General features: G+C 54.7%; 16 protein-coding genes. 4 read left to right on the top strand and 12 right to left on the bottom strand.

Features of this window, described 5'->3' with window-relative positions; translation table 11 throughout:
- Positions 1-113: 113 nt before the first annotated feature.
- From HG15A2_RS21750 to HG15A2_RS24900, 4 genes are all read right to left on the bottom strand, one after another.
- A complete protein-coding gene (locus tag HG15A2_RS21750) occupies positions 114-1,187 on the bottom strand; it encodes a cellulase family glycosylhydrolase (protein WP_218932166.1) in 1,074 nt (357 codons plus the stop codon).
- 673 nt (positions 1,188-1,860) lie between these two features.
- Positions 1,861-2,907, bottom strand: a complete 1,047-nt coding sequence (locus HG15A2_RS21745) for a hypothetical protein (RefSeq protein ID WP_145063274.1) — start codon at positions 2,905-2,907, stop codon at positions 1,861-1,863.
- A 623-nt stretch (positions 2,908-3,530) separates the two neighbouring features.
- Positions 3,531-4,043, bottom strand: coding sequence for an ISAs1 family transposase (locus HG15A2_RS24905; protein ID WP_145057890.1), 513 nt, complete (start codon positions 4,041-4,043; stop codon positions 3,531-3,533).
- On the bottom strand, positions 4,003-4,674 hold the full coding sequence (locus tag HG15A2_RS24900; RefSeq protein WP_218931927.1) for an ISAs1 family transposase: 672 nt from the start codon (positions 4,672-4,674) through the stop codon (positions 4,003-4,005). The genes HG15A2_RS24905 and HG15A2_RS24900 overlap by 41 nt, the downstream gene beginning before the upstream one ends.
- 209 nt (positions 4,675-4,883) lie before the next feature.
- On the opposite strand from HG15A2_RS24900, the gene HG15A2_RS21730 reads away from it, so the two are divergent.
- Positions 4,884-5,999 carry an acyl-CoA desaturase gene (locus tag HG15A2_RS21730; RefSeq protein WP_145063270.1) on the top strand — a complete coding sequence of 372 codons (1,116 nt, stop codon included), beginning with the start codon at positions 4,884-4,886 and terminating at the stop codon, positions 5,997-5,999.
- A gap of 295 nt (positions 6,000-6,294) precedes the next feature.
- Here the strand turns inward: HG15A2_RS21730 and HG15A2_RS21725 are convergent, their stop codons facing one another.
- Both HG15A2_RS21725 and HG15A2_RS21720 read right to left on the bottom strand, forming a co-directional pair.
- A complete protein-coding gene (locus HG15A2_RS21725) occupies positions 6,295-7,935 on the bottom strand; it encodes an N-acyl-D-amino-acid deacylase family protein (RefSeq protein ID WP_218932165.1) in 1,641 nt (546 codons plus the stop codon).
- A gap of 106 nt (positions 7,936-8,041) precedes the next feature.
- Positions 8,042-8,725 (bottom strand): transposase, encoded by a 684-nt coding sequence (locus HG15A2_RS21720; protein ID WP_145063268.1) that lies wholly within the window; start codon positions 8,723-8,725, stop codon positions 8,042-8,044.
- A gap of 340 nt (positions 8,726-9,065) precedes the next feature.
- On the opposite strand from HG15A2_RS21720, the gene HG15A2_RS21715 reads away from it, so the two are divergent.
- Entirely contained in the window at positions 9,066-9,764 is a 699-nt protein-coding gene (locus HG15A2_RS21715; protein ID WP_145063266.1) for a PEP-CTERM sorting domain-containing protein, read from the top strand.
- A gap of 64 nt (positions 9,765-9,828) precedes the next feature.
- Positions 9,829-10,020, top strand: coding sequence for a hypothetical protein (locus HG15A2_RS21710; protein WP_145063264.1), 192 nt, complete (start codon positions 9,829-9,831; stop codon positions 10,018-10,020).
- A 198-nt stretch (positions 10,021-10,218) separates the two neighbouring features.
- On the opposite strand, the gene HG15A2_RS21705 is transcribed toward HG15A2_RS21710, so the two are convergent.
- The gene (locus HG15A2_RS21705; protein ID WP_145063262.1) at positions 10,219-10,410 is read right to left on the bottom strand and encodes a hypothetical protein; all 192 of its coding nucleotides are present in this window, start codon (positions 10,408-10,410) and stop codon (positions 10,219-10,221) included.
- Between the two features lie 425 nt (positions 10,411-10,835).
- Here HG15A2_RS21705 and HG15A2_RS21700 point away from each other — a divergent pair, with 425 nt between their 5' ends.
- On the top strand, positions 10,836-11,387 hold the full coding sequence (locus tag HG15A2_RS21700) for a hypothetical protein (RefSeq protein ID WP_315851208.1): 552 nt from the start codon (positions 10,836-10,838) through the stop codon (positions 11,385-11,387).
- A 79-nt stretch (positions 11,388-11,466) separates the two neighbouring features.
- On the opposite strand, the gene HG15A2_RS21695 is transcribed toward HG15A2_RS21700, so the two are convergent.
- From HG15A2_RS21695 to HG15A2_RS21675, 5 genes are all read right to left on the bottom strand, one after another.
- The gene (locus HG15A2_RS21695; protein WP_145063260.1) at positions 11,467-11,721 is read right to left on the bottom strand and encodes a hypothetical protein; all 255 of its coding nucleotides are present in this window, start codon (positions 11,719-11,721) and stop codon (positions 11,467-11,469) included.
- A gap of 280 nt (positions 11,722-12,001) precedes the next feature.
- On the bottom strand, positions 12,002-12,706 hold the full coding sequence (locus HG15A2_RS21690) for an FHA domain-containing protein (RefSeq protein ID WP_145063258.1): 705 nt from the start codon (positions 12,704-12,706) through the stop codon (positions 12,002-12,004).
- A 425-nt stretch (positions 12,707-13,131) separates the two neighbouring features.
- Entirely contained in the window at positions 13,132-13,947 is an 816-nt protein-coding gene (locus HG15A2_RS21685) for a lipoate--protein ligase family protein (protein ID WP_145063256.1), read from the bottom strand.
- A gap of 124 nt (positions 13,948-14,071) precedes the next feature.
- Complete coding sequence (gene gcvPB, locus HG15A2_RS21680) at positions 14,072-15,580, bottom strand: aminomethyl-transferring glycine dehydrogenase subunit GcvPB (RefSeq protein WP_145063255.1); 1,509 nt, start codon at positions 15,578-15,580, stop codon at positions 14,072-14,074.
- A gap of 127 nt (positions 15,581-15,707) precedes the next feature.
- Complete coding sequence (locus HG15A2_RS21675) at positions 15,708-19,253, bottom strand: serine/threonine-protein kinase (RefSeq protein WP_145063253.1); 3,546 nt, start codon at positions 19,251-19,253, stop codon at positions 15,708-15,710.
- Between the last annotated feature and the right edge of the window lie 130 nt (positions 19,254-19,383).

The following is a 19,383-nucleotide window of genomic DNA, read 5'->3' as shown; positions in this document are numbered from 1 at the left end:
AAAGGTCAGGCCCAGGCGCGCGGCGCTCTGCTTCCAGCTCGATTGAGGACGTCAAGAAACGTGACCGGCCGGACAATGACGTTTGGTGCGAGGCATGCCCCCTTTGTTTCCCCTTACTTCTCATCCCCGTTGCTTTCACTGCTTGTCAGTTCTTTGATTAGGGACACTTCTTTCTGACGATAAGGACTACCATCGGTGTTAAAAATATCATGGTGCCAGAGTTCTGGCTCACCGAGAATCGGTGTTTGCCAAGTCGACCACGGGTACTTCGTTTGAGACTTGCCATCGACCAATCCCCAACAATACGCGCCGACTTTCTCATTCTTGAGAATCGGCAGGATCGTCTCAAATGTGCTCCCATGACCACGGGCCATGTATTCAGTGCAGATCAGCGGACGACCGTACTTGCGAAGCTCGTCGATACGAGCCTGCATAGCTTCCGGAGTGCCGTAATCGTGGTAGGAGATGACGTCGCTCAGTTCCAGGGCAGCTTGGTGCACAAGATTGAGATCTTTGAGATTATCCCAAGCGGGCCCTCGCCACACTCCTACCGTCAGAGGCTGCGATGGGTTGACCGAGCGTGCCCAGCCAAACGCCTTTCTTGTCAATTGAGCAGCAACCTCATCCTTATTGTCGAGTTCTAGTGGCCCATAGCTACTTGTGTTTGGATTGTCAGGCTCGTTGAAGAGGTCCCAAATGACGATGCGCTCATCGTTGGCAAAGTGGGTGACGAGATCGGTGACATACGGTTTGAGCTGATCCTGTTTTTTCGGATCGGCCAGGAGAACTCGCCCGGGACTTTGCACCCAGCCACTGTTGTGAACTCCCGCGCGTGGAGGTCTTTGCAGTCCCGACTGGGGATCTGGATCCCAGACGCCGTCAAAAATCACCATCAGCGTACTGATTTTGTGCTTCTCGGCAATCGAGAGGAATTCGTCGATCCGCTTAAAATAGCCGTCTCGGTCTTCGCTCCAAGGCAGGTCGTGGAGATACACGCGAACGGTGTTGAAACCGATCGACTCGGCCCAACCTAGCTCACGATCAATGGTTTCTGGATCAAATGTGTCGGCCTGCCACATGGCTAGTTGGTTGATGGCAGAACTCGGTAAGAAGTTACAACCAACTAGCCACGGTTGATTGGCGTACCACTGGGTGGCTCGTTCCTTGGACCAACGTTCTCCTCCCATCGCTAAACCCGTGGAGGTCAGGCAGAGTAAACACGCTACTAGTAAGCTAGAAGCGTGTTGAGAACGAAACACACGGTTTAAGAATTCAAAAGGCATCAGTTCCCCATTGATCTTGCCTTGTGGAGAAACAAAAGGGTCAGGTCTCTTGTTTAGGCCTGCCCGGCTTGCGTAGGGTGCTTTCCAGGCCCAGGCCCAGGCCCAGGCCCAGGCGCTCTGCTTCCGGCTCGATTGAGGACGTCAAAAAAACGTGACCGGTCGGACAATGACGTTTCGTGCGAGGCATGCCCGCAGTCTAGCGGATCGGCCCCGACCCTAAAATAGACCTGAAACCGTTGTTTCCCTAGTTGCTAACTCCCCTCGGACTGGTACTCCGACGCACGTTAGCATGTTGCGTTTTGACTCATAGGTGGGCGTCAACGGCACACTTTAGCAACCGGCAGTTTCCTGCTTCGAGGGCGACCGGCCCGCCAAAATGATCACCTGTAAGCTACGGTAGGTTAAGAATCGGAAGTAGGTCTTGCGGGGCGAGACCTGGAGGTGCTGCGTTCCAGTGACGGCTCATGGAAGTCTGCTTTCACTACCAGCAGTGCAACAATTCGCCGTGACGTATAGGATTTCTGCTAACGTAACAGGTTCGAATGGATTTCGACGGCTTCCTTTATACGCTCAGTGGTTAGCGTTTGATTGAAGTCATCCGGTACACGTATTGTAAATCTTCACCTTGACGTACTAAGAGCCGGTACGGTTCAGACTCACTTGAATCAGCAACTAGATAGAGCTCCTTGCCTTGGAGTTCCTCAATACGATTCTCTTCTAGAAATTCCACGTGATATAGGCTCCGTCCTCTATTGAGTGGGTCTTTGAGTCGCAATGCTTCTAGCTTAATCAAGTACCCCGGATAAGCCACCATAGTAACCGCGCTGTGGAAATGTTTACCTGACCATTCATAAGAGCATTTATTCTGGTCGAGACATATTAATTTACTCAATCTACGGTTACGCAAGGGAACCTCCAATAAACCTAAATCACTCGGATTCTCGGCTACTCCTGTCACATAGCCGCTTGCTAAGGAGGTCTTTGGAGGTAATGTTTGCTTTACACCAGCCTGGCTATCGTCCGTTTTCTCAGCAATCGGAACACGATCAAAAAGTTGTATTACTTGCGTTGGTGACAGTGTATCAGTGCGTCGGGGCGGTTTCGCATTCCCTACTAAATATCTCTGGTGCACACCAAGCATCAGCTGGCTGGATCTGGCCAGACTCGCTTTATCCGTTAGCAATAGGTATAGATCCTGCTCCGACCTAGTCGGTTCAAAGGTAACTCGAATTAGTTTTTCACGCTGTGCATTCACACCTTCCAAGTGAAATTGGACAGGGATTTTCTTCTTTCGCTTTAATTGAGAGAGGCTGGCATCACCAAAACTATTGAATTGCCATTCACCTTCTTCGCAAACAAGAAAGCCACTTCCAATTCCAGATGAATCTAACTCTCCAAAGATGCGAATTAGATTCACTGGCCGTCCATCTGAAATTAGAGGGATTGTTGCAGGGGTAGCTAAAACCTCGCTTTGCAAGTTGAAAGTACAGCTGTAATTGCTGTCCTGATTTCCGGTGGGTGAATCTTGAGCGGAAGTTTGAATCGAACACAACGGAATTGCAAGCAGAAGCGCAATTAGGGTATCCCTGAGAAGCTTAACTAAATGTAAACATTGGGATGCCATGTCTATTTCCTGTTTTTTTGTCAAACCTGCCGACTGCACGTAAGTTGATTATCCACCTAAGTTTGAATCGTGTTAAGGTCATTACCTTAGCTAAAAGAGTCCACTGATAGCATGCGATTCTATTTCAATTGCAGAGATTCTTTGCTTACTAACCGAAGGGGTATTCGACGCTGCGATTGCGAGGACGCCCCCTCGGAGGGCACGATAGCAACTTGCCAATTCGCGTCGGCCTACCAGTCCGAGGGGAGTTAGCAACGAGCGTCAGCTCGGTACGCGAATGGCACTTACTTTTCTTTAAGTCCTATCACCCCAACTCCTAAGCATCGCTATCGCAGCAGTACTTTCTTTAGTCCTTGCTGAACGAACGTCGTCAAAAAAAGCCTTGCTTGCTAGTAATGGTGGTGTTAGAGAACACCATCTGTGCAAGTGAGGCCTTTTTTGCCTAGGTCAGTTCGGCGTAAACGCTTCCAGAAATCTACGTGCCATTCGATTCATTGTTCGACGCACCGTAGCGAGTTCGCCGCGAGATAAAGGCGCAAGAATCGAACCTGATTTGAGCATTCCTAAAAGATCGCTAGGGAATGGGAATGGGTGACTGGTTCTGAAATGTTTCCCAGGGCGATTCAAAGTTTCATGATACCCAGCTTGGCGAATAGCTTATCGACTCGGTAAGCGTTTTCTCTGATAGCACCGATGAGGCTGGGGACTTTGGCTAAACGGAGCAGATTGATAGCCGCATTGCGGAAGCAGGCTAAGTTTTGGCTTCCACGGTGATGACGGACCCCACAACGGTCTTCTTGCCAGAGGACATCACGAACCCAGTGCAAACGGTTTTCAATGCCCCAATGGCTACGCCAGATCTCAAGCAGCTTCTCCGCATCGGCACGCTGCGGAGAGAGACTGGTGATGGCATACTGGACCTCGGTGATCGTCTCGTTGTTGCGACGACTCGTACGCTCTAAGCGAATCACCTGCCGAAGTCCGGGCCAGCGAGAGAGGTGCGGAACGATCCGCGTGCTGGCCTGAAGATGCCGCGTGATAACGCGACCATGCTCTTTGGTGTGCGTCCGGACCTCGGTTTGGAACGCCTCTTTTTTATGCTGACTGGCGGGGGGAAAAGGCCGGTAAGAAATCACCGGCGATGTCTTCTTCTAAGTTTCCCTGATTGCCTTTTACGACAATCAGGAAGTCACCGCCCGAATCGGTAATGGTCCTACAAATCTCGGTCTGTGCGAACATCGCGTCTCCGGTCACCACACGTCCTTCCAAGACAAGCGTCTGGAGAATTTCGGGGGCGGTCTTAATCTCGTTCGTCTTTCCCGAGACAGGCATTTGGCTGAGTACGCAGCCGGTCTGCTGATCAAACAGGCTCAAGAGATGGACCGACTTGCCGTACCGATCCAGGGTCTTACAAAGCGTCTTTCCATCAATGGCTAGGCAGGCCATTGCTTGGGGGTCGACTTCTGCGTGAGGAGTGATCCAAGCACGCAAGGCTTGTTCGAGTTGCTCCGGGTCCATCATGTTCAGTAAGTAACGAAACGCGCCTTCTTTGGGCGGCGTGCGAAAGTACCCCAGCAGATACCAAACGCTCTTCTCTTGAGCGTGAATCCACTGGGCAATGGCTTCATAGCCTCGCGCACCGCACAATACGGCACAGGCAACGGTGGCCAGCATGGCCTGCAATGAGTGGCGCCTTCCTTTAGCCCCACGCGGGTCGGGAATCTGCTGCAAGTGAGCTAGCAGACTCTCCGCGTGAGCGGCATTCACAGTAAAACCTCCTGAAATTAAGGACGAAACGTTAGTTGCTCTAAAACACGTACGCAACCTGATCTGCACAGGTTCATTCTTTGCGTAGTCCTGAAATGTTTCACCCCAAGTTTGACCCAAGCGGGCGAGCGAAGTTAACATGGCAAGTGCTGCGAGCTTGAGGTAGTCTCGGGTTCAACCCATTCGATAAAGATCGAGCTGAGGACTGAATGCCGAGCCATACGCCGATACAATCACGCATCGCGCGCGGGCAGTTGCCCGTGGTCCGCCCGTTCCCAAGCACCGATGCGCTCTTTGTGGATCTCAAGGCGGGGGTCCATCAGATCTGCACCCCCACGGTGGTCCAGTCAGCGCGGCAACGGTTGCTCGTCAAGGCAGTCACGATTTGCACTCTGTGGATCGGTTTGTATGGACTCATGCTGGCCATCGGGCGCGACGGTTTATCCGTCGCCTATCTGGCGGCGTGCGCACTGTTTGCCTGGGCCGATGCTCTGGTGGCCATGAATGTGACGCATGACGCTAATCACAGCGCCATGTTCGTCGCTCGTCGGGCAAATCGCGCGGTCGGTTTTCTGACAGACGTCATCGGCATCAGCAGCCATGTGTGGCGTTACGTCCACAACTCGCGGCACCATACGTATCCCAACATCGAGGGCGCCGACCACGACATCGACAGTGGAGGCGTGCTGAGACTCTCGTACGACCATCCGCGACGGTGGTGGCATCGGTATCAACACTTATACTTTCCGTTGGTCTATTTGCTGAACTTCAGTGCCCACAACCTGCGCGACATACGAATGTTCGTAACAGGGCGCGTTGATCAGCACACGCAATTGCCCCACATGACCGCAGGAGATAGGGTCGCGTTTTGTCTTGGCAAACTGTTGTGCTTCCTCATGCTCTGGGCGTTACCGGCGGTAGTGTGCGGGTGGACGACGGCGCTGGCCGGTTTGGCAGTCATTGCCGTAGTCTTCAATCTCACGCTGGCTACCGTGTTTCAGTTAGCGCACATTGTGCCGGACGCTTTGACGCCCCCTGAGTTCTGCCGGGCCGGACCGACAAACACTTGGTCTGAGCATCAGTTAGCAACAACCGCCAACTTTGCTACGCAGAGCCGATCGATCGGGTGGCTCGTTGGCGGATTGAACTTTCAAATTGAGCACCACCTCTTCCCGCGGCTACCGCATACGTGCTATCCACTGGTTTCCGATTATGTGCGCACAACGTGCCAAGACCATGGCGTGGCGTACGTAGAATACCCGACCTTCCGCGAAGCGCTTCGGCAGCATGCCGTCGCCCTGCGCACCTTGGGACGGAAAGACTGAATGCGTTGCTTGAGCCGCATTCGCTGCTAACGATCAAACAGCTTGCCATCCCCAGCTTGCTGACTTAACAGCCGAAGGCCAACCGTTCTCAGGTGCAACCCTCCCCGACGCTGAGACGTCGACCCTCCCAGAGGGAGGGTGGCACTCAATCCTAACCTGCCTCTGAAAAACACCCTCCCCTTGGGAGGGTCGGCCTCTCGGGGCCGGGGAGGGTTTTCGCAGCTGGTGATGGCAGGCAGTTTTGGGAAAAGTTCTAAGCCCATAAGGTGTGTGCATTAGGGTAGTTCCCGCTCGGTCACTCGCCACCGGAGTCGCGCCGCAACGGTTTGCCTGCTAAGGTCTCCAGCAACTCGCCGTTGTCGATGGCCAGCTTGCCGTTGACTAGCACCCAGCGGACGCCTTGCGAGGGTTGGAACGGTTCTTGATACGTGGCATTGTCCTGCAACTCCACTGGGTCAAAAACCACTAAGTCGGCGACTTGGTCGGTGCGCACGTAGCCGCGATCGGTCATGCCGAGGATGTCGGCAGGGAGGCCACTGGCGCTGCGGATGGCGGCGGCCAGTGGCAGCACCTTATCCTGGATGGCGTAGCGGCCGATCTTGCGAGGGAAGGTGCCAAAACTGCGCGGGTGGGGCCGGGAGCCGTCGTCGATTTTCACGCTGCCGTCCGATGCGGTGGCGACCCAGGGGAGCATCATCACGTATCGTACGTCCCCTTCGTCCATGCTGAAGTTGACCCCTTGGGCACTCGCGTCGAGCAGGATTTCCATCGCGATGTCGATCGGTTCGCGCTTCTCTGCCGCGGCGACCTCGCGGATCAGCATGCCAACCCAGTCAGGCTGCTGTTTCGAGGAAGCGATCATCACCCGATCGCGGGCGGCCAGCGCTTCGGCGACGTACGGGCGGAGCCGTGCCGCTTCCGTCGGGTTCTTGAGCCGCTCGGCGGTGGCTTGGTTACCCCCTTCGCGTTCTTTGTCTGAGAGCAGCATCGCCATGATCGAGGTGGATGACGCGGTGTACGGATACTGGTCGGCCGTCACACGCACGCCATTCTTGCGGGCCTCTTCAATGACATGGGCTGCCGCGCGGACCTTGCCCCAGTTGCGACGCTTGCTCGATTTGAAATGCGAGACATGCACTGGCAGATTTGCCTGCCTGCCGATCTCGATCGTTTCCTCGACGGCTTCCAGCAATTCATCGCTTTCGTCGCGCATGTGACTAGCGTAAAAACCCCCCTGCTTGGCGATCCGACTGGCGATCGCCACGAGTTCGGCAGTGTCGGCATACGAACCGGGCACGTACTGCAACCCGGTCGACATGCCCCACGCGCCTTCCTGCATGGCGGTGTCGGCGAGCGACTGCATTTTTTGCAGTTCGGTGTCGTTTGGTGCACGGCGAGTTTGTCCGATCACTTCGCCCCGCAGGCTCCCCTGCGGCAGCAGGTGCGCGACGTTGACGCCGATACCTTGCGCGGCAAGCTCATCGTAATACTTGCCCACTTCGATCGGGCCGCCACCGCAATTGCCGGTCACCAGTGTGGTGCAGCCCTGCGTTAAATAACAACGCGAATCTCTTGTCTCGGGAGTGAGGATCGTGCTGTCGCTGTGGTTGTGCAGGTCGATGAACCCCGGGCAGATCACGAGCCCGCGACAATCGATGGTCCGCTTGACCTCTCCGGGAGTAAACTTCCCGACCGCGATGATCTTGTCATCGCGCACTGCGACACTGCCTTGGTAGGGCTCCCCGCCGGTGCCATCCACGATCGTGCCATCCTGGAGTACGAAGTCGGCGCTGATAGGTTGATCGGTGTTTTCAGCAGCCAACGCAGTTGGGAAGAGGGAGCAAGCGAGCAAAAAGGCAACGGCGATGGAAAATCGAAAAGGCATGGGAGAACTCGCTTTGCTAACTTTTCTTGGTTGGTAGGAAGCAGCCAACATTGTAGAGCGGATTGCGACGATTGGCAGTCGTCCCGCGAGACTTTTGCGGAGAAGCGAAGGGGAAAAACAAAGAGGGGAGGACCAATCCTGGGCCTCGAAAAAGGTGTCAGGAACCTTTTTGCTTGTTTCTCGGTCTGCCTCGTGGGCGAAGTGTGCTTTCCAGGCCCAGTTGCTTCACCGTGCGATCGCTCCACTTGGCAGAACCGTAGGGACGGCCCCGTTCGACGCTCCGGCGAATGGCTTTAAGCTCAGCTTCGCTAAGGCACTGGTTGACGTGCTCCACCCAGTTGGGACTACGACGCACGGGCCACTTGGCCAGAAGTTGCTTCTGCGAGGCGTCTCCCTGACTCCATCGCCAAAGACTACTCCACCGCCACGCCTCTGCGTGGGCAACCAGGTTCGCTCGCAATGCATTCCGCTCAACATAACGACAGACCGTCAAATAATGCTCATCATCCTCCAGCGGGAACGACTTGAATCGCCCCTGATAGACGTGGCCGCTACCGGTAGAGTGCCGATGAGCGTGCCAGCGTTGGGTGTGGGTGAGCGTCAGCCACCCCGTGAAACGCGACAAATCGTCGTCCTGCTCCGGCCAGACTACCAGATGCCAATGATTGGGCATCAGGCAGTAAGCCAGCAGTCGCATGCCGGTGCGCTCGACGGCCTCTTCGAGCACTTGCTCAAAAGCCGCGTAGTCCTCGTCCTTCTCGAAAATGGTCATACGCGCGTTAGCGCGGTTCAGGACGTGATAAACGAGGCCCCCGCGGGCGGCTCGGTGTGATCTTCCCATGAGGCCAGATTAGTCAGGAAACGCTGGAGAGTCAAGAAAAAAGGTTCCTGACACCTTTTTATGGCCCGCCTGGCAACGGGCGGCTTTTCTTTTGCTCGCGACCTGAAAAGGGCTCAAATAGGGTCCCCCTGGAAATCGGGATTGTGGACAGCTCAAAACTAGGCTTTTGATGCGGTTGCCGAGGGGCTCATTTTGGGTGTACCCCAGCTGGTATTATCCTTCGAACTTTTGGGTAATGACTCAGAGATTCCTCTGTAATAAGAGAATTATCTGCTGAACCGGTCATGCCCCGCTACACTAAGCATCAGTGGGGTTAACCGCGAGAGAGAGTGGCAGACCAATGAAGAGTATTTTCAGTATTTGTTTAGCAATTGGGCTCAGTTCAGCGTTCAATGCATCAGCCGCGACGATCTACAGCCAAACCACGCCCTCGGAGCCGTTTGCAGCATTTTCGTCCGCTGACTTCCCGATCTCTCAAAAATCAGCAGACAATTTTCTGATCGATGCAGCGGAACCGGTGACAGTCCGCTCCTTACGTTTTATCGGCAGTACCGGCGTAGTGACACCGACACCTGATGTCTTCCGAGTTGTGTTCCTGGAAGACGCAGGTGGGTTACCTGGTGCACCTCTTGTAGGGGGCGATTTTGATATCGGCTCGCCGTATAGTCGTGAGCCGACGGGTGGGCCATTGCTCAATGGGGTTACAACTCCGCACGAATATATAGTCAACGTGCCTGGCGGACTCGTTTTAAGCCCTGGCACGATTTACTGGCTATCTATTACCAATACTCCGCAACCCAATCTGGGTTGGGTCTGGGCGCGGGCAGATAGCGAATTAGATCAACTGACCGCTGCAACATCAGGCAGTGTCGCCTCCGGTCCTTGGAACACTTTTGAGACCGGTGGGATGTGGTTCGAACTCAACGATCAAACCATACCAGAACCATCTTCATTACTACTTCTTCTCGCCTCACTTTGTTCGACGGTAGTTGCTAGAAGTCGGCAATGTAATCAAGCTTCGATCTCGCCAAAAATCTAATGGCCAGCTTTCAATAATTTCACGCGTTACTTGGTCCGTGTGCTTTATTCATGGAGAAACGGCAATGTTAAACAAGCACTATATCTCGCGATATAACGTTCACAATCGACATCTGCGCATCGAGCGACTGGAGGAGCGACGAGTTCTAGCCACAGTGGTCGTTGATTTTGCCGTTGACTTTTTTGACGCAGTTGCCTCCTGGAATATCGAAAGTAAAAAGGTGTCAGGAACCAAATTGCCTGTGGGGCTTGGCTGATTTCCCCATCACTTCTCTCCGTCGTTCTAGGGCGGGGTAGGGTCTCTCAAAAGCAAAGCAAGGCACGGAAACGCGTCTCGTGGGCAGATTCCGCGAAACGCTTCCGTAGGCTAGCCACGCAGTGATGCTCTGGCTGAATGGAATCGGCGCGTTTCTCTACTCAACGCAACGCCGGCCAAAAATTGTGGCTGAAGCTGGCTAGAGCGTTTCGTACAATGGTCGGTACGACGCGATCGACTGCGAATCGCTTTCCACGGGTACCCGTACGCTGAAGCGTGCCGATGGAGTGGCGTCGGAGAGTTTTGCACGCGCCAGACTATCGCAAAGCAAAAGTCGCCAGGGAGAGCCTTGCTTGCGTTGCGTAAGTCTTGCCACGGCAAGGGTTAACACGGTAACCAGCGCCTAGAGCGAGCCGACTTTTGCACCTAGAAACACGCCTTCCGTGCAAAAGTATCGCCGTGCAATAAGTAACACCGTGCAAGAGTCGGAGCAGAGCCAAGCCGGTGTGGGATTCTTGAGCGCCGTATCCTTGAGCCGTGATGCGCGAGCACTCGAATTCTCTTGGGGGGCAGGGACAGAGGGTGAGACGGGGCTCGGTGCTTACGACTCGTGTGTCGAGAATCCTGCCCGCACAATCAGAGCAAGCGGCATGGGCTACCGAGATAGGCAGGTTTTCGCAGAATACCCGAGTTGAAATCTCCTTGTGATTTGCATTTCCTCCGGAGTCGGGAATGTTTGTGTGACCCTCCAAGTCACTTGTAAGCTAAGCTCCCCGCTGGCTACCCTTCCTAACGTCCCGCCTAGGAGATTTAACTGTGGCCAAGACCAAAACACCTACCCAAAAGAAGACCACCAAGAAATCTGCAGCCTCTAGCAAGACAAAATCAGCTTCAGCAAAAAAGCGTACCGCCAAGAAGGCCACCACGAAGCCCACTACGAAGACATCCGTCGCCAAGGGCAAGACTGCCAAGAAAGTGGGCGACGAGGAAGTTACTATCGATCGTCGCCGCAACGAGCGTCGTGACGCGGAGGTTGCTGCAGAGAACAAGGCACCTGTTGCCAAGAGCGAGCGTCGTGAGAAAGTGCAGCGTCGCCGCCAGATTGATCCTACCACCTGCGAGCGTGATTACTCAGAGAAAGAAGTCGAGTTCATGAACGCCATGGACGAATACAAGCGTACCAGCGGTCGCATGTTCCCGACTTGTAGCGAAGTGCTCGAAGTGATTTTCGAACTCGGTTACGAGAAGGTTTCCGCTGCTGAGTTGGCCCAACTCGGCCGGGCACCGATTGCTGCGGAATCGGTTGTCGAAGGTTTCGACAGCGACGGCGACGAATCTTCCGTTGAAGAAGCCGAGCTAGTTGGCTGAGGGGGCAAACAAATTTAGGCTCAACAAGAACGCCGTGGAGCAATCCGCGGCGTTCTTCTTTTCTCTGCGTTAAAGTCACTTACGGTAGTGAGTCTTCAACGATGTCGCGCAGTTCCTGGGAGGAGACTTCTTCCAGCTTCTTGCCGCGAGCGTCAAGCTGTTCGTTGACCTTAATGGCCGTTTCTTGCATGACGCCGTGCGTTTCTTCGGAGCCACCCGCCAAGAGGAAGTTCTTGCCGCGGGTTAAACGCTTGTGGCCATCTTCCGCATCAAAGGCGAGCCCCAGCAGGGCCGCTTTGGGTTGTTCTTTCGGCTTTGGAAGGCGTGAACTCATCTCGGGTCTCTTCTCCGTGGTCGGCTTGTGATAGTGGTGATTGCCTACATCGTATCTTACACATGCACGAAGGCAAGTTGCTCTAGAGTCAGGCCTTCCGAAGATCCAGGGGAATGACAAAGCACCGATCATGCCATTCCGAGAGGAGTCGAATCCCAACGCGAGGAAGGAACAAGATTAATCGAGAGCTCAGAACGGGATGTCTCAAACGCTGTCGCACGGTCGAAATGACAATATAGAAATTCATTGCTCGCTTGCCGCTGATATGGGAGCGATCATCTTACCGCCGCCGACTCCACGCCCGCAGAGCGTTCTCGGCAGCTTCGCGGCTATCCTTCGTGTTATCCTTTTTCGGCACTGGCGGCAGCTTGCCAGGGGCTTTTTTCTTACCGGAGCCAGAGCCGCTCTCTGGCTTGGCGGGTTCTTCATCGATAACGGACGAACCCTCGGGCGCCTGTGCTTCCTCGGGTGGCTTCGCCTCTGCGGGCTTGGGTCCGCTGGTAATCGGCATCGAGCTCGTCTCGTCCATTTGCATCTGAACGGTTTCGTGCGTCGATGCGGCTGGTTTCTCAGGACCAAGTAGCCAACTGGAGATGTCGTCCACATCAAATTCGCCCGAGCCGGAATCAGCCGTCCGCTCGACCGCTTCTGCGACCGACTTCACTTTTGGTTTCTTGTCGTTCTTGAGGCCTGTGCTGATGCGTACTTGGAATTTCAGCGGCCCGACGACCAGTTCATCGCCGGCCACCAATTCCACTTCGCCATCAATTTTCTTGCCATTGACGAGCGTACCGTTGCGACTGCCAAGATCTTTCACAGAGACCTTATTTTCTCCGCGTGAGATCGTGCAGTGGCGACGACTAATCGAGGTGCTACCGACGCTTAGGTGACACTCTTCGCTGCGACCAATCGTGAACTCGCTCTTTTTAACGACAACCTTTGCGCCTTTCTTTGCACCCGCTAAAACTTTCAGAGTGACTTCCATTGCCCTATTCCAATCATTTGAAAGTGGTCTCCCCTCCGAGTATTCCGGGCCTCTAAGACCGGAACCGAGCCGCCCTGCCGTGCCTATTGGCCTTATGCAGCAACACGCACAAGGCACTGCAAATGGGGCTAACTCTATCGAGGTATTTTCTCTGCTACTTGTGTCAGACCCCCCACGGGCACGACAACAGGATTGGCATGTCCTGAGGGGACACAAGCTTAAGTGACCTGAGCCACTGCTTCTATCATACTCTTGGTGCAGTACTCACGGCGACCCTATCTAACGCGTGAAAAATTTTTTTTGACGAGACAAAATCCCTCCTCGCTAGTGGACTTTGGCGGGTAGCCGTAGTGTCTATGCCTGAGTCCCATTGCTTCCAGCCTATTGGATTCTATCGACAGGTGGCTTACTGACTCTTAATCGGGCTATTTCCTGCGCAGCCAATTGGTGCTCTTAAGTCGTTCATTAGCAAGAGCTTGTGACTTTTCCTGGATTGCACGAGACATTTCGGAGGTCCGCAATTCGAGATCGACTTTCGTAGCAATTCGTTCCGACCAGGAGGTTCGAAACCGATCGAGATCGATGCTTTTGCCCGTCAGTTCGATCAGGCCGGACAATTCCTGCGCAAATGCAGATTTTCCGAGCAGCAACGCCCCATGTTGCAACACGGCCCCGCGACGACGGCGTTGGGCACTGCCGACTACCTTCGTTGTTTGGCTTCGTGTTGTCGCTTGGCCTTGGTGAACGAAGACAAGGTCATCATCGGTTCGCCGTTGGAAGCATAGGAAGGCGTCCTCGGAGTGGCTCGCTACCGATTGTTGTTTTGCAAACTCATCCCAAAAGAGCAGTTCAACTTCTTGTTCGCCTAGTGCTTCAATTGCACTTTGATGGACTAGGCGATAGAGCTGTTGGTGACGTTTCGCCAGCGGATGATCGGGTGGCAAGCAGAGCGAGTAGGTGAGTTCACGATCGTGCAACAGGGTGCCCCCGCCGGAGAGTCGGCGCACGACTGGCAAGTCATTGCTGGCCAAATGCGTCGCTCGGTCGGCGTAGCGCTGGAAGTACCCCAGCGAAAGAGTAGGCTCGCTCCACTGGTAAAACCTGAGCGTGGCGATGCCTTCGTCAGCTGCCTCTTCGAGGAGGCACTCGTCGACCGCCATATTCCATACGCCCGTCCGTGGCGGGTCGATAATCAGTCGACAAGGGAATAACAGGGGCATGGTCGGTGTAATGGGTGGCATGGGTAGCTTGCTACCCTTGATAGGCGATAGAGAAAGGTGACGAGATGGCACCCTTCCTCTAGTTCGAGGCAAGTAGAAAAAGGTTCAAAGGGCAACAAGTTGCCGATACCACGCGAACGCGGGTTCAACCACAGGGGCAATTCAAAACCGGCTGCCGCGCGGCTTGGACTTCGTTCGGGCGACTAATGGCAGTCGTGTGTGGCGCTTCGTGTAGAAGGTCAGCATCCTCCGCAATGATTTGCGATAGCACTTCCGCGAATGCATCGAGCGTTTCTTTGCTTTCCGATTCCGTGGGCTCGACCATGATCGACTCCGCTACGGTCATTGGGAAGTACACCGTGGGTGCATGGAACCCAAAGTCCAGTAGCCGCTTCGCGAGGTCCATCGCCGTGACGCCATTTTCTTTCTTGAGCGGTGAAGCACTTGCCACGAACTCATGCATGCAGCGATCGCCTTGCGGTATCGGGAGAAGATTCTTCACGATGCTAAGCAAGTAATTTGCATTGAGCACGGCATTCTCAGACACCGCGCGGAGTCCTTCAGGTCCATGGGTGCGAATGTAGCAGTAGGCCCGCAGCAGCACGCCCACGTTGCCGAAGAAGCCGCGGACGCGACCGACCGACTTAGGGCGATCGAAATCGAGCGTGTAGTGGGCAGTCGGCAGTGGGCAGTCGGCAGTCTTGTCGGTGTCCGCAGAGGGATTGTCCACTTTCTTCACCACCGGTGCCGGCAGATACGGAGCGAGCTTCTCTGTCACACAAATGGGCCCCGCACCAGGTCCGCCGCCACCGTGCGGACCACTGAAGGTCTTGTGCGGATTGTAGTGTTGCATATCGGCGCCGAAGTCTCCCGGGCGAGTGACGCCCAAGATGGCATTCATGTTCGCTCCATCGAGATAGACCAGCCCGCCGCGCTTGTGAATGGCATCAGCAATCTCTGCCATGGCCGGCTCGAAAATGCCCACGGTGTTCGGATTGGTGATCATCAGCACAGCAATGTGGTCATCGAGCTTTGCGTGGAAGTCCACCATGTCAACGCTACCGTTGGTGAGCGTCTTCACGGTCACGACCTCAAACCCAGCCATCACCGCGCTCGCCGGATTCGTGCCGTGTGCGTTATCGGGCACGAGGACTTTCCTCCGCTGCTCAATCTCACCAAGGTCTTTAAAGTACGCAGCGGCGACCAGCAATGCAGCGTACTCCCCATGCGCACCTGCGGCCGGTTGCAAGGAACAAGCTGGCAAACCTGAGATTTCTTGCAGGTACTCCTGCATTTCATGCAGCACATGCAACATGCCTTGCAGCGTTTCCTCTGGCTGATACGGATGCAACGCTGCGAAAGCCGGCATGGCGGCTGCCCGTTCGTTGCGCTTCGGGTTGTACTTCATGGTGCAACTACCCAGCGGGTAGAAGTGCGTGTCGACCGACATGTTCTGCGTGGAGAGATTAGTAAAATGCCGAACGACTTGTGGCTCGGAAACCTCAGGCAACTCGGGCAGTGTCGCAGCAAGCGCCGACGCGGGGAGCAAGTCCTCAATGGGTTGCTCGCCCACATCGCTAGCAGGCAGCCGCGCACCACGGCTGCCAGGCTTGGAGAGATCGAACAGGAGCTGGGTATCGCGGATGTTACGCATTGAGGGGAGGGAGTTGGCGGTGGGCGGTCGGCAGTGTTGATTTAATACACGTAGATATGAACTTAATTTAACGCGCAACTAGCCCGCGAGCTACGCCTCGCGCGTGGCTAAGCACCTAGTTGTTGGGCTATTGCTGTTTCTCACTTGGGCTTTTCTGGTCAGGTGCTAGAGGGTCAAACTCTTCTCGCTGGGCTTCGAACTTTTCGAGTTCGTCTTGCCACTTTTCTTTTTCCGTGGAATCTTCCCAGCGATCATGGACTTCCGACAGGTCACCAAGGATACGACGCCCTAACTGCCAGGCAAGCGGCGAAAGCTTCTCTCGATCTTTGGGCATGTCATCAAAGCTTCGCTGTAGGTTCTCAGCAGCAATTTCCAATGCGCCCGAGTTTGCGTAGTAGGAACCTCGAATACTAGAAATCCACCAGAATGAATTTGTGTCAAGTTTACTTTCAAATTCCATTCCTTTGGCACCCTGTTCGAGAGACTCACTCGCCTTCATTAAGGTTTCGAAAGCAATATCGCCAGAATCATCCGCTTCCTGATATTTACCGAGAGCCAAGTAGGCTTCGCCCATCGCTGCGTGATCAAAAGCTAGAAAGCTTCCATGGGCCTCCTCATCTGAAATTCGCTGCTGGCAAAGTTCAATCAGTGATTCATGTTCACCACTTAGAAGTAACACGCTCCGATAGAGAACCCAAACCATGGTCGTACGGTCTTCGAGTATTCCAAACTGAGTGGCGGCCTCTCGGTAACTCTCACTTAGTAAGTCTTGAGCCTTGGAGCCATTGCCAAGATACAGTTGACAAATTGCCTCCAGACTCTGATCAATGATTTGTATTTCCGAGACTTTGCCCGCTTCGGATCGGTTCGTGAGATCTCCGAAGAGGACGCTCGCTTCCTGGAATTGCTTGTCGGCGAGATATCCATTCGCCAGACTGCGTCGCGCTTCCACGGTGATGGGGTGATCGGGACCTAGGGCAGTTTGGCTACTCTTGTATTGTTCTTCGAACAATGACAGTGCTTCGTCTAGATTGCCAAGGGCTCTGTGACTAAGACCGAAGTCACGTGCCGCACGAATCGTTTCTAAATGCAACTCTCCCTTAGTTTTGCGAGTGGTGTCGTAGACAATCTTGAATAAACGGTGAGCTTCTTTTCGCTGCCCAAGCTCTTCATGCAGTTCGGCAACATCACGAGTTACTGCGAGGGTGCGGTAATCTGTTGGGCCTCGTGTCTCGCGAATCATCTGAAGTAAGTGGAGGCGTAATTCTAGTGCCCGCTGGTGGTCTCCAATGCTAGCCAGCGCCCGTGATAGGTAAGATATAGCCTCAAGCTTTGTGCGGTCATCAGGTTCATAGCGTTGTTCGATAGTTTCCAGGGCGGAATCAATAAGGTCCAGGGCATCTTGTTTGCGATTTGCGTGTCCGTAGACAATCGCGAGATGTGATTGCAATTCGAGCGTTAGCGGATGACTACTTCCTAAGCGGGACTTGGCGGACTTTAGGCCTCCTTCGAGCAAGGTCATTGCACGTTGTGTGTTGCCAGCATTGCCATAGCTGATGGAAAGTAGATTGATTTGACCGAGGGTCTTAGGGTGATTAGGTGAGAGCTTCTCGCTAGTCAGTTGGTAAGCATTCTTGCGAATCTCAAACCCTTTTTCCGTATTTCCTTGTGCTTCCTCCGCTAATGCCAATAGCCCCATCGAGTCAGACAACAAGATAATGTCCGTGGAATTCGCATTGTGAATCGCATCGAGTGCCTCTTCAGTCAGTGTTTTCGCTTGACGAATGTCTCCCTGATTCAAATAAGCAGCTCCGAGATTCAGCAGCGGGTAAACAAACTTGTTCAGGTCCTCCGGGGGGTTCGCCCGAGCACGCATGACAACCACTTCGACCAACTCCTTAGTTCTCTCATAATCGCCTAAGTAAAGATGCGTAATTGCTAAGTGGCTACGCACCGTGTCGGTTAGTGTGTCAGACTCGCCAAGGTGATCTTCAGCATAACGTAGATTCTCCTTGTGAAGCTCCAATGACCGTTCTGTATCGCCTTCAAATCGTAGTGCTTCCGCAAGACTGTCTTTCACTCGAATAACCTCACGCGGTTCTCCCAACCCAAGCGAATCTCGCAATGATACTGCCTGCTCTAGGGTCGAAATTGCTAAGGGGTAATTGCCTGCACTAAAGAGCGCATCACCAACTGCCCATAGAATGGTGGCCTTGAGCTCTGGGTCTGTAATGCCGTCAGCTGCTTTAGTAGCGGCATGCTCGAGAATATCTTGTACAGGAGTTTGTGGGCCCAAGTTGGCAGGATCTGCGGCATCGAAGGCTTGAACCAAAAAGTCTGTTGCCGCCGTAGCACGTTGCTTTTGCATCACAGCTTCTCGGCGTTTGACTTCCGCCTCATCGCGTGCAGCGATCGCCTCATCTCGCGCCGTTTCGGCTTCCTCCTTCGCAACTCCCAACTGGGAATTTGCATCGGCCAGCTCAACATTCTTCTCCCCCAGCTTCTGATTGCTGGAACTCACCACCCCCGCAATCGTGCCCGCACTCACAATGCCCGCAATGAGCGTAGCCGCAGCAGAGCCGACCAGCCGTGGATGTTTGCGCAGCCAGCGCCGGGTGCGTCGGGCAAGCGGTTCGGGGAAGGCCCGGACCGGTTCGTCAGCCAAGTAGCGTTCGACATCTTCGGCCAGCGCTCGCACCGTGGCGTAACGATCTGTGGGCTCTTGGGCCATGGCGCGAGCGCAGATGGCACTCAATGCAGCATCGACTTGCGAGTTTTCTTGCCGAGCCGTTTTCGTGGGGCCCAATTGAACTTTCTCAAGGACTGTCTCGATCGTATCGCCGTGAATCGGTCTGCGATTAGTGAGCAGCGTGTAAAGCGTGGCACCTAAGCTATAAACATCGGCTGCCGGGCCCAGTTGGTCGTGTTCGCCGCGAGCCTGTTCGGGGCTCATGTAGTGGGGCGAACCAATCGCCGAGCCGAGCTGCGTTGCATCGACCACGCTACCCGAGCGCGGTACCAGCGGGGATTGGATAGTGTTTTCGTTTGCTTCAACGACTGACTCCTCGGGTGCACCGATTGGCTTCGCCAATCCCCAATCAACAACGAGTGTTTCGCCGTACTCGCCAAGCATGACGTTGCCCGGCTTCAAGTCGCGATGCAACACGCCCCGTTGGTGTGCGTAGTAGACCGCGTTGCACACATCGAGGAACCGGCCCAGCAGTCGGCGCAGTTGCACCACTTTATCCGGGCCACTCTCGGTCTCGCCTTCCTCATGGTACGCTCGAATGGCCGTGGCCAGGTTGTTGCCACGGATGAACCGCATCGCGTAGTAAGGGCGTCCGTCGGCTGAAGCGCCCAAGCCGTAGATCGGCACGATGCCAGGGTGCTCTAACCCGCCGGTAATTTCCGCTTCGAGCAAGAAACGCGAACGGCTTGATTCGTCATCGGCAAACTGCGGCTTGATCTCCTTGAGCGCGACTTCGCGATCCAACTCGGTGTCGAGCGCTACCGAGACCTTGCCCAGGCCGCCCTCGTCATGCGGGCGGATGATCCGAAAGCGGGGGCCTTCGCTGGTATCTCGAGATGCTGAGTCCGCCGGAGAAGGCGATGGACCGACCGTACCGTGAATGTCAGGGTTGCGCGTTTCGTTGTCACTGCGTTCGCTAGCCATCGCTTCCTGCCGAGAAGGTGCGCTGTTGAAAAGTCGAGAAGAGTTCTAGCTATTCTAAACAGAGATTCTTTCCTGCTAGTAAGAATTGTTACGCGAAACTAGCCCGCGAGCTACGCCTCGCGCGGGGCTT

Source organism: Adhaeretor mobilis (genome assembly GCF_007741515.1).
In the GTDB taxonomy this organism is placed as follows: Bacteria; Planctomycetota; Planctomycetia; order Pirellulales; family Lacipirellulaceae; genus Adhaeretor; species Adhaeretor mobilis.
Note: the sequence above shows the minus strand (reverse complement) of the source record. Positions and strands in the feature narration are given on the sequence as shown.

Bases quoted from the DNA above. Each gene is read 5' to 3' on its own strand.
- HG15A2_RS21750 (WP_218932166.1), bottom strand. From the start codon at position 1,187: ATGGGAGGAGAACGTTGGTCCAAGGAACGAGCCACCCAGTGGTACGCC.
- HG15A2_RS21745 (WP_145063274.1), bottom strand. From the start codon at position 2,907: ATGGCATCCCAATGTTTACATTTAGTTAAGCTTCTCAGGGATACCCTA.
- HG15A2_RS21730 (WP_145063270.1), top strand. From the start codon at position 4,884: ATGCCGAGCCATACGCCGATACAATCACGCATCGCGCGCGGGCAGTTG.
- HG15A2_RS21725 (WP_218932165.1), bottom strand. From the start codon at position 7,935: ATGTTGGCTGCTTCCTACCAACCAAGAAAAGTTAGCAAAGCGAGTTCT.
- HG15A2_RS21720 (WP_145063268.1), bottom strand. From the start codon at position 8,725: ATGGGAAGATCACACCGAGCCGCCCGCGGGGGCCTCGTTTATCACGTC.
- HG15A2_RS21715 (WP_145063266.1), top strand. From the start codon at position 9,066: ATGAAGAGTATTTTCAGTATTTGTTTAGCAATTGGGCTCAGTTCAGCG.
- HG15A2_RS21710 (WP_145063264.1), top strand. From the start codon at position 9,829: ATGTTAAACAAGCACTATATCTCGCGATATAACGTTCACAATCGACAT.
- HG15A2_RS21695 (WP_145063260.1), bottom strand. From the start codon at position 11,721: ATGAGTTCACGCCTTCCAAAGCCGAAAGAACAACCCAAAGCGGCCCTG.
- HG15A2_RS21690 (WP_145063258.1), bottom strand. From the start codon at position 12,706: ATGGAAGTCACTCTGAAAGTTTTAGCGGGTGCAAAGAAAGGCGCAAAG.
- HG15A2_RS21685 (WP_145063256.1), bottom strand. From the start codon at position 13,947: ATGCCACCCATTACACCGACCATGCCCCTGTTATTCCCTTGTCGACTG.
- gcvPB (WP_145063255.1), bottom strand. From the start codon at position 15,580: ATGCGTAACATCCGCGATACCCAGCTCCTGTTCGATCTCTCCAAGCCT.
- HG15A2_RS21675 (WP_145063253.1), bottom strand. From the start codon at position 19,253: ATGGCTAGCGAACGCAGTGACAACGAAACGCGCAACCCTGACATTCAC.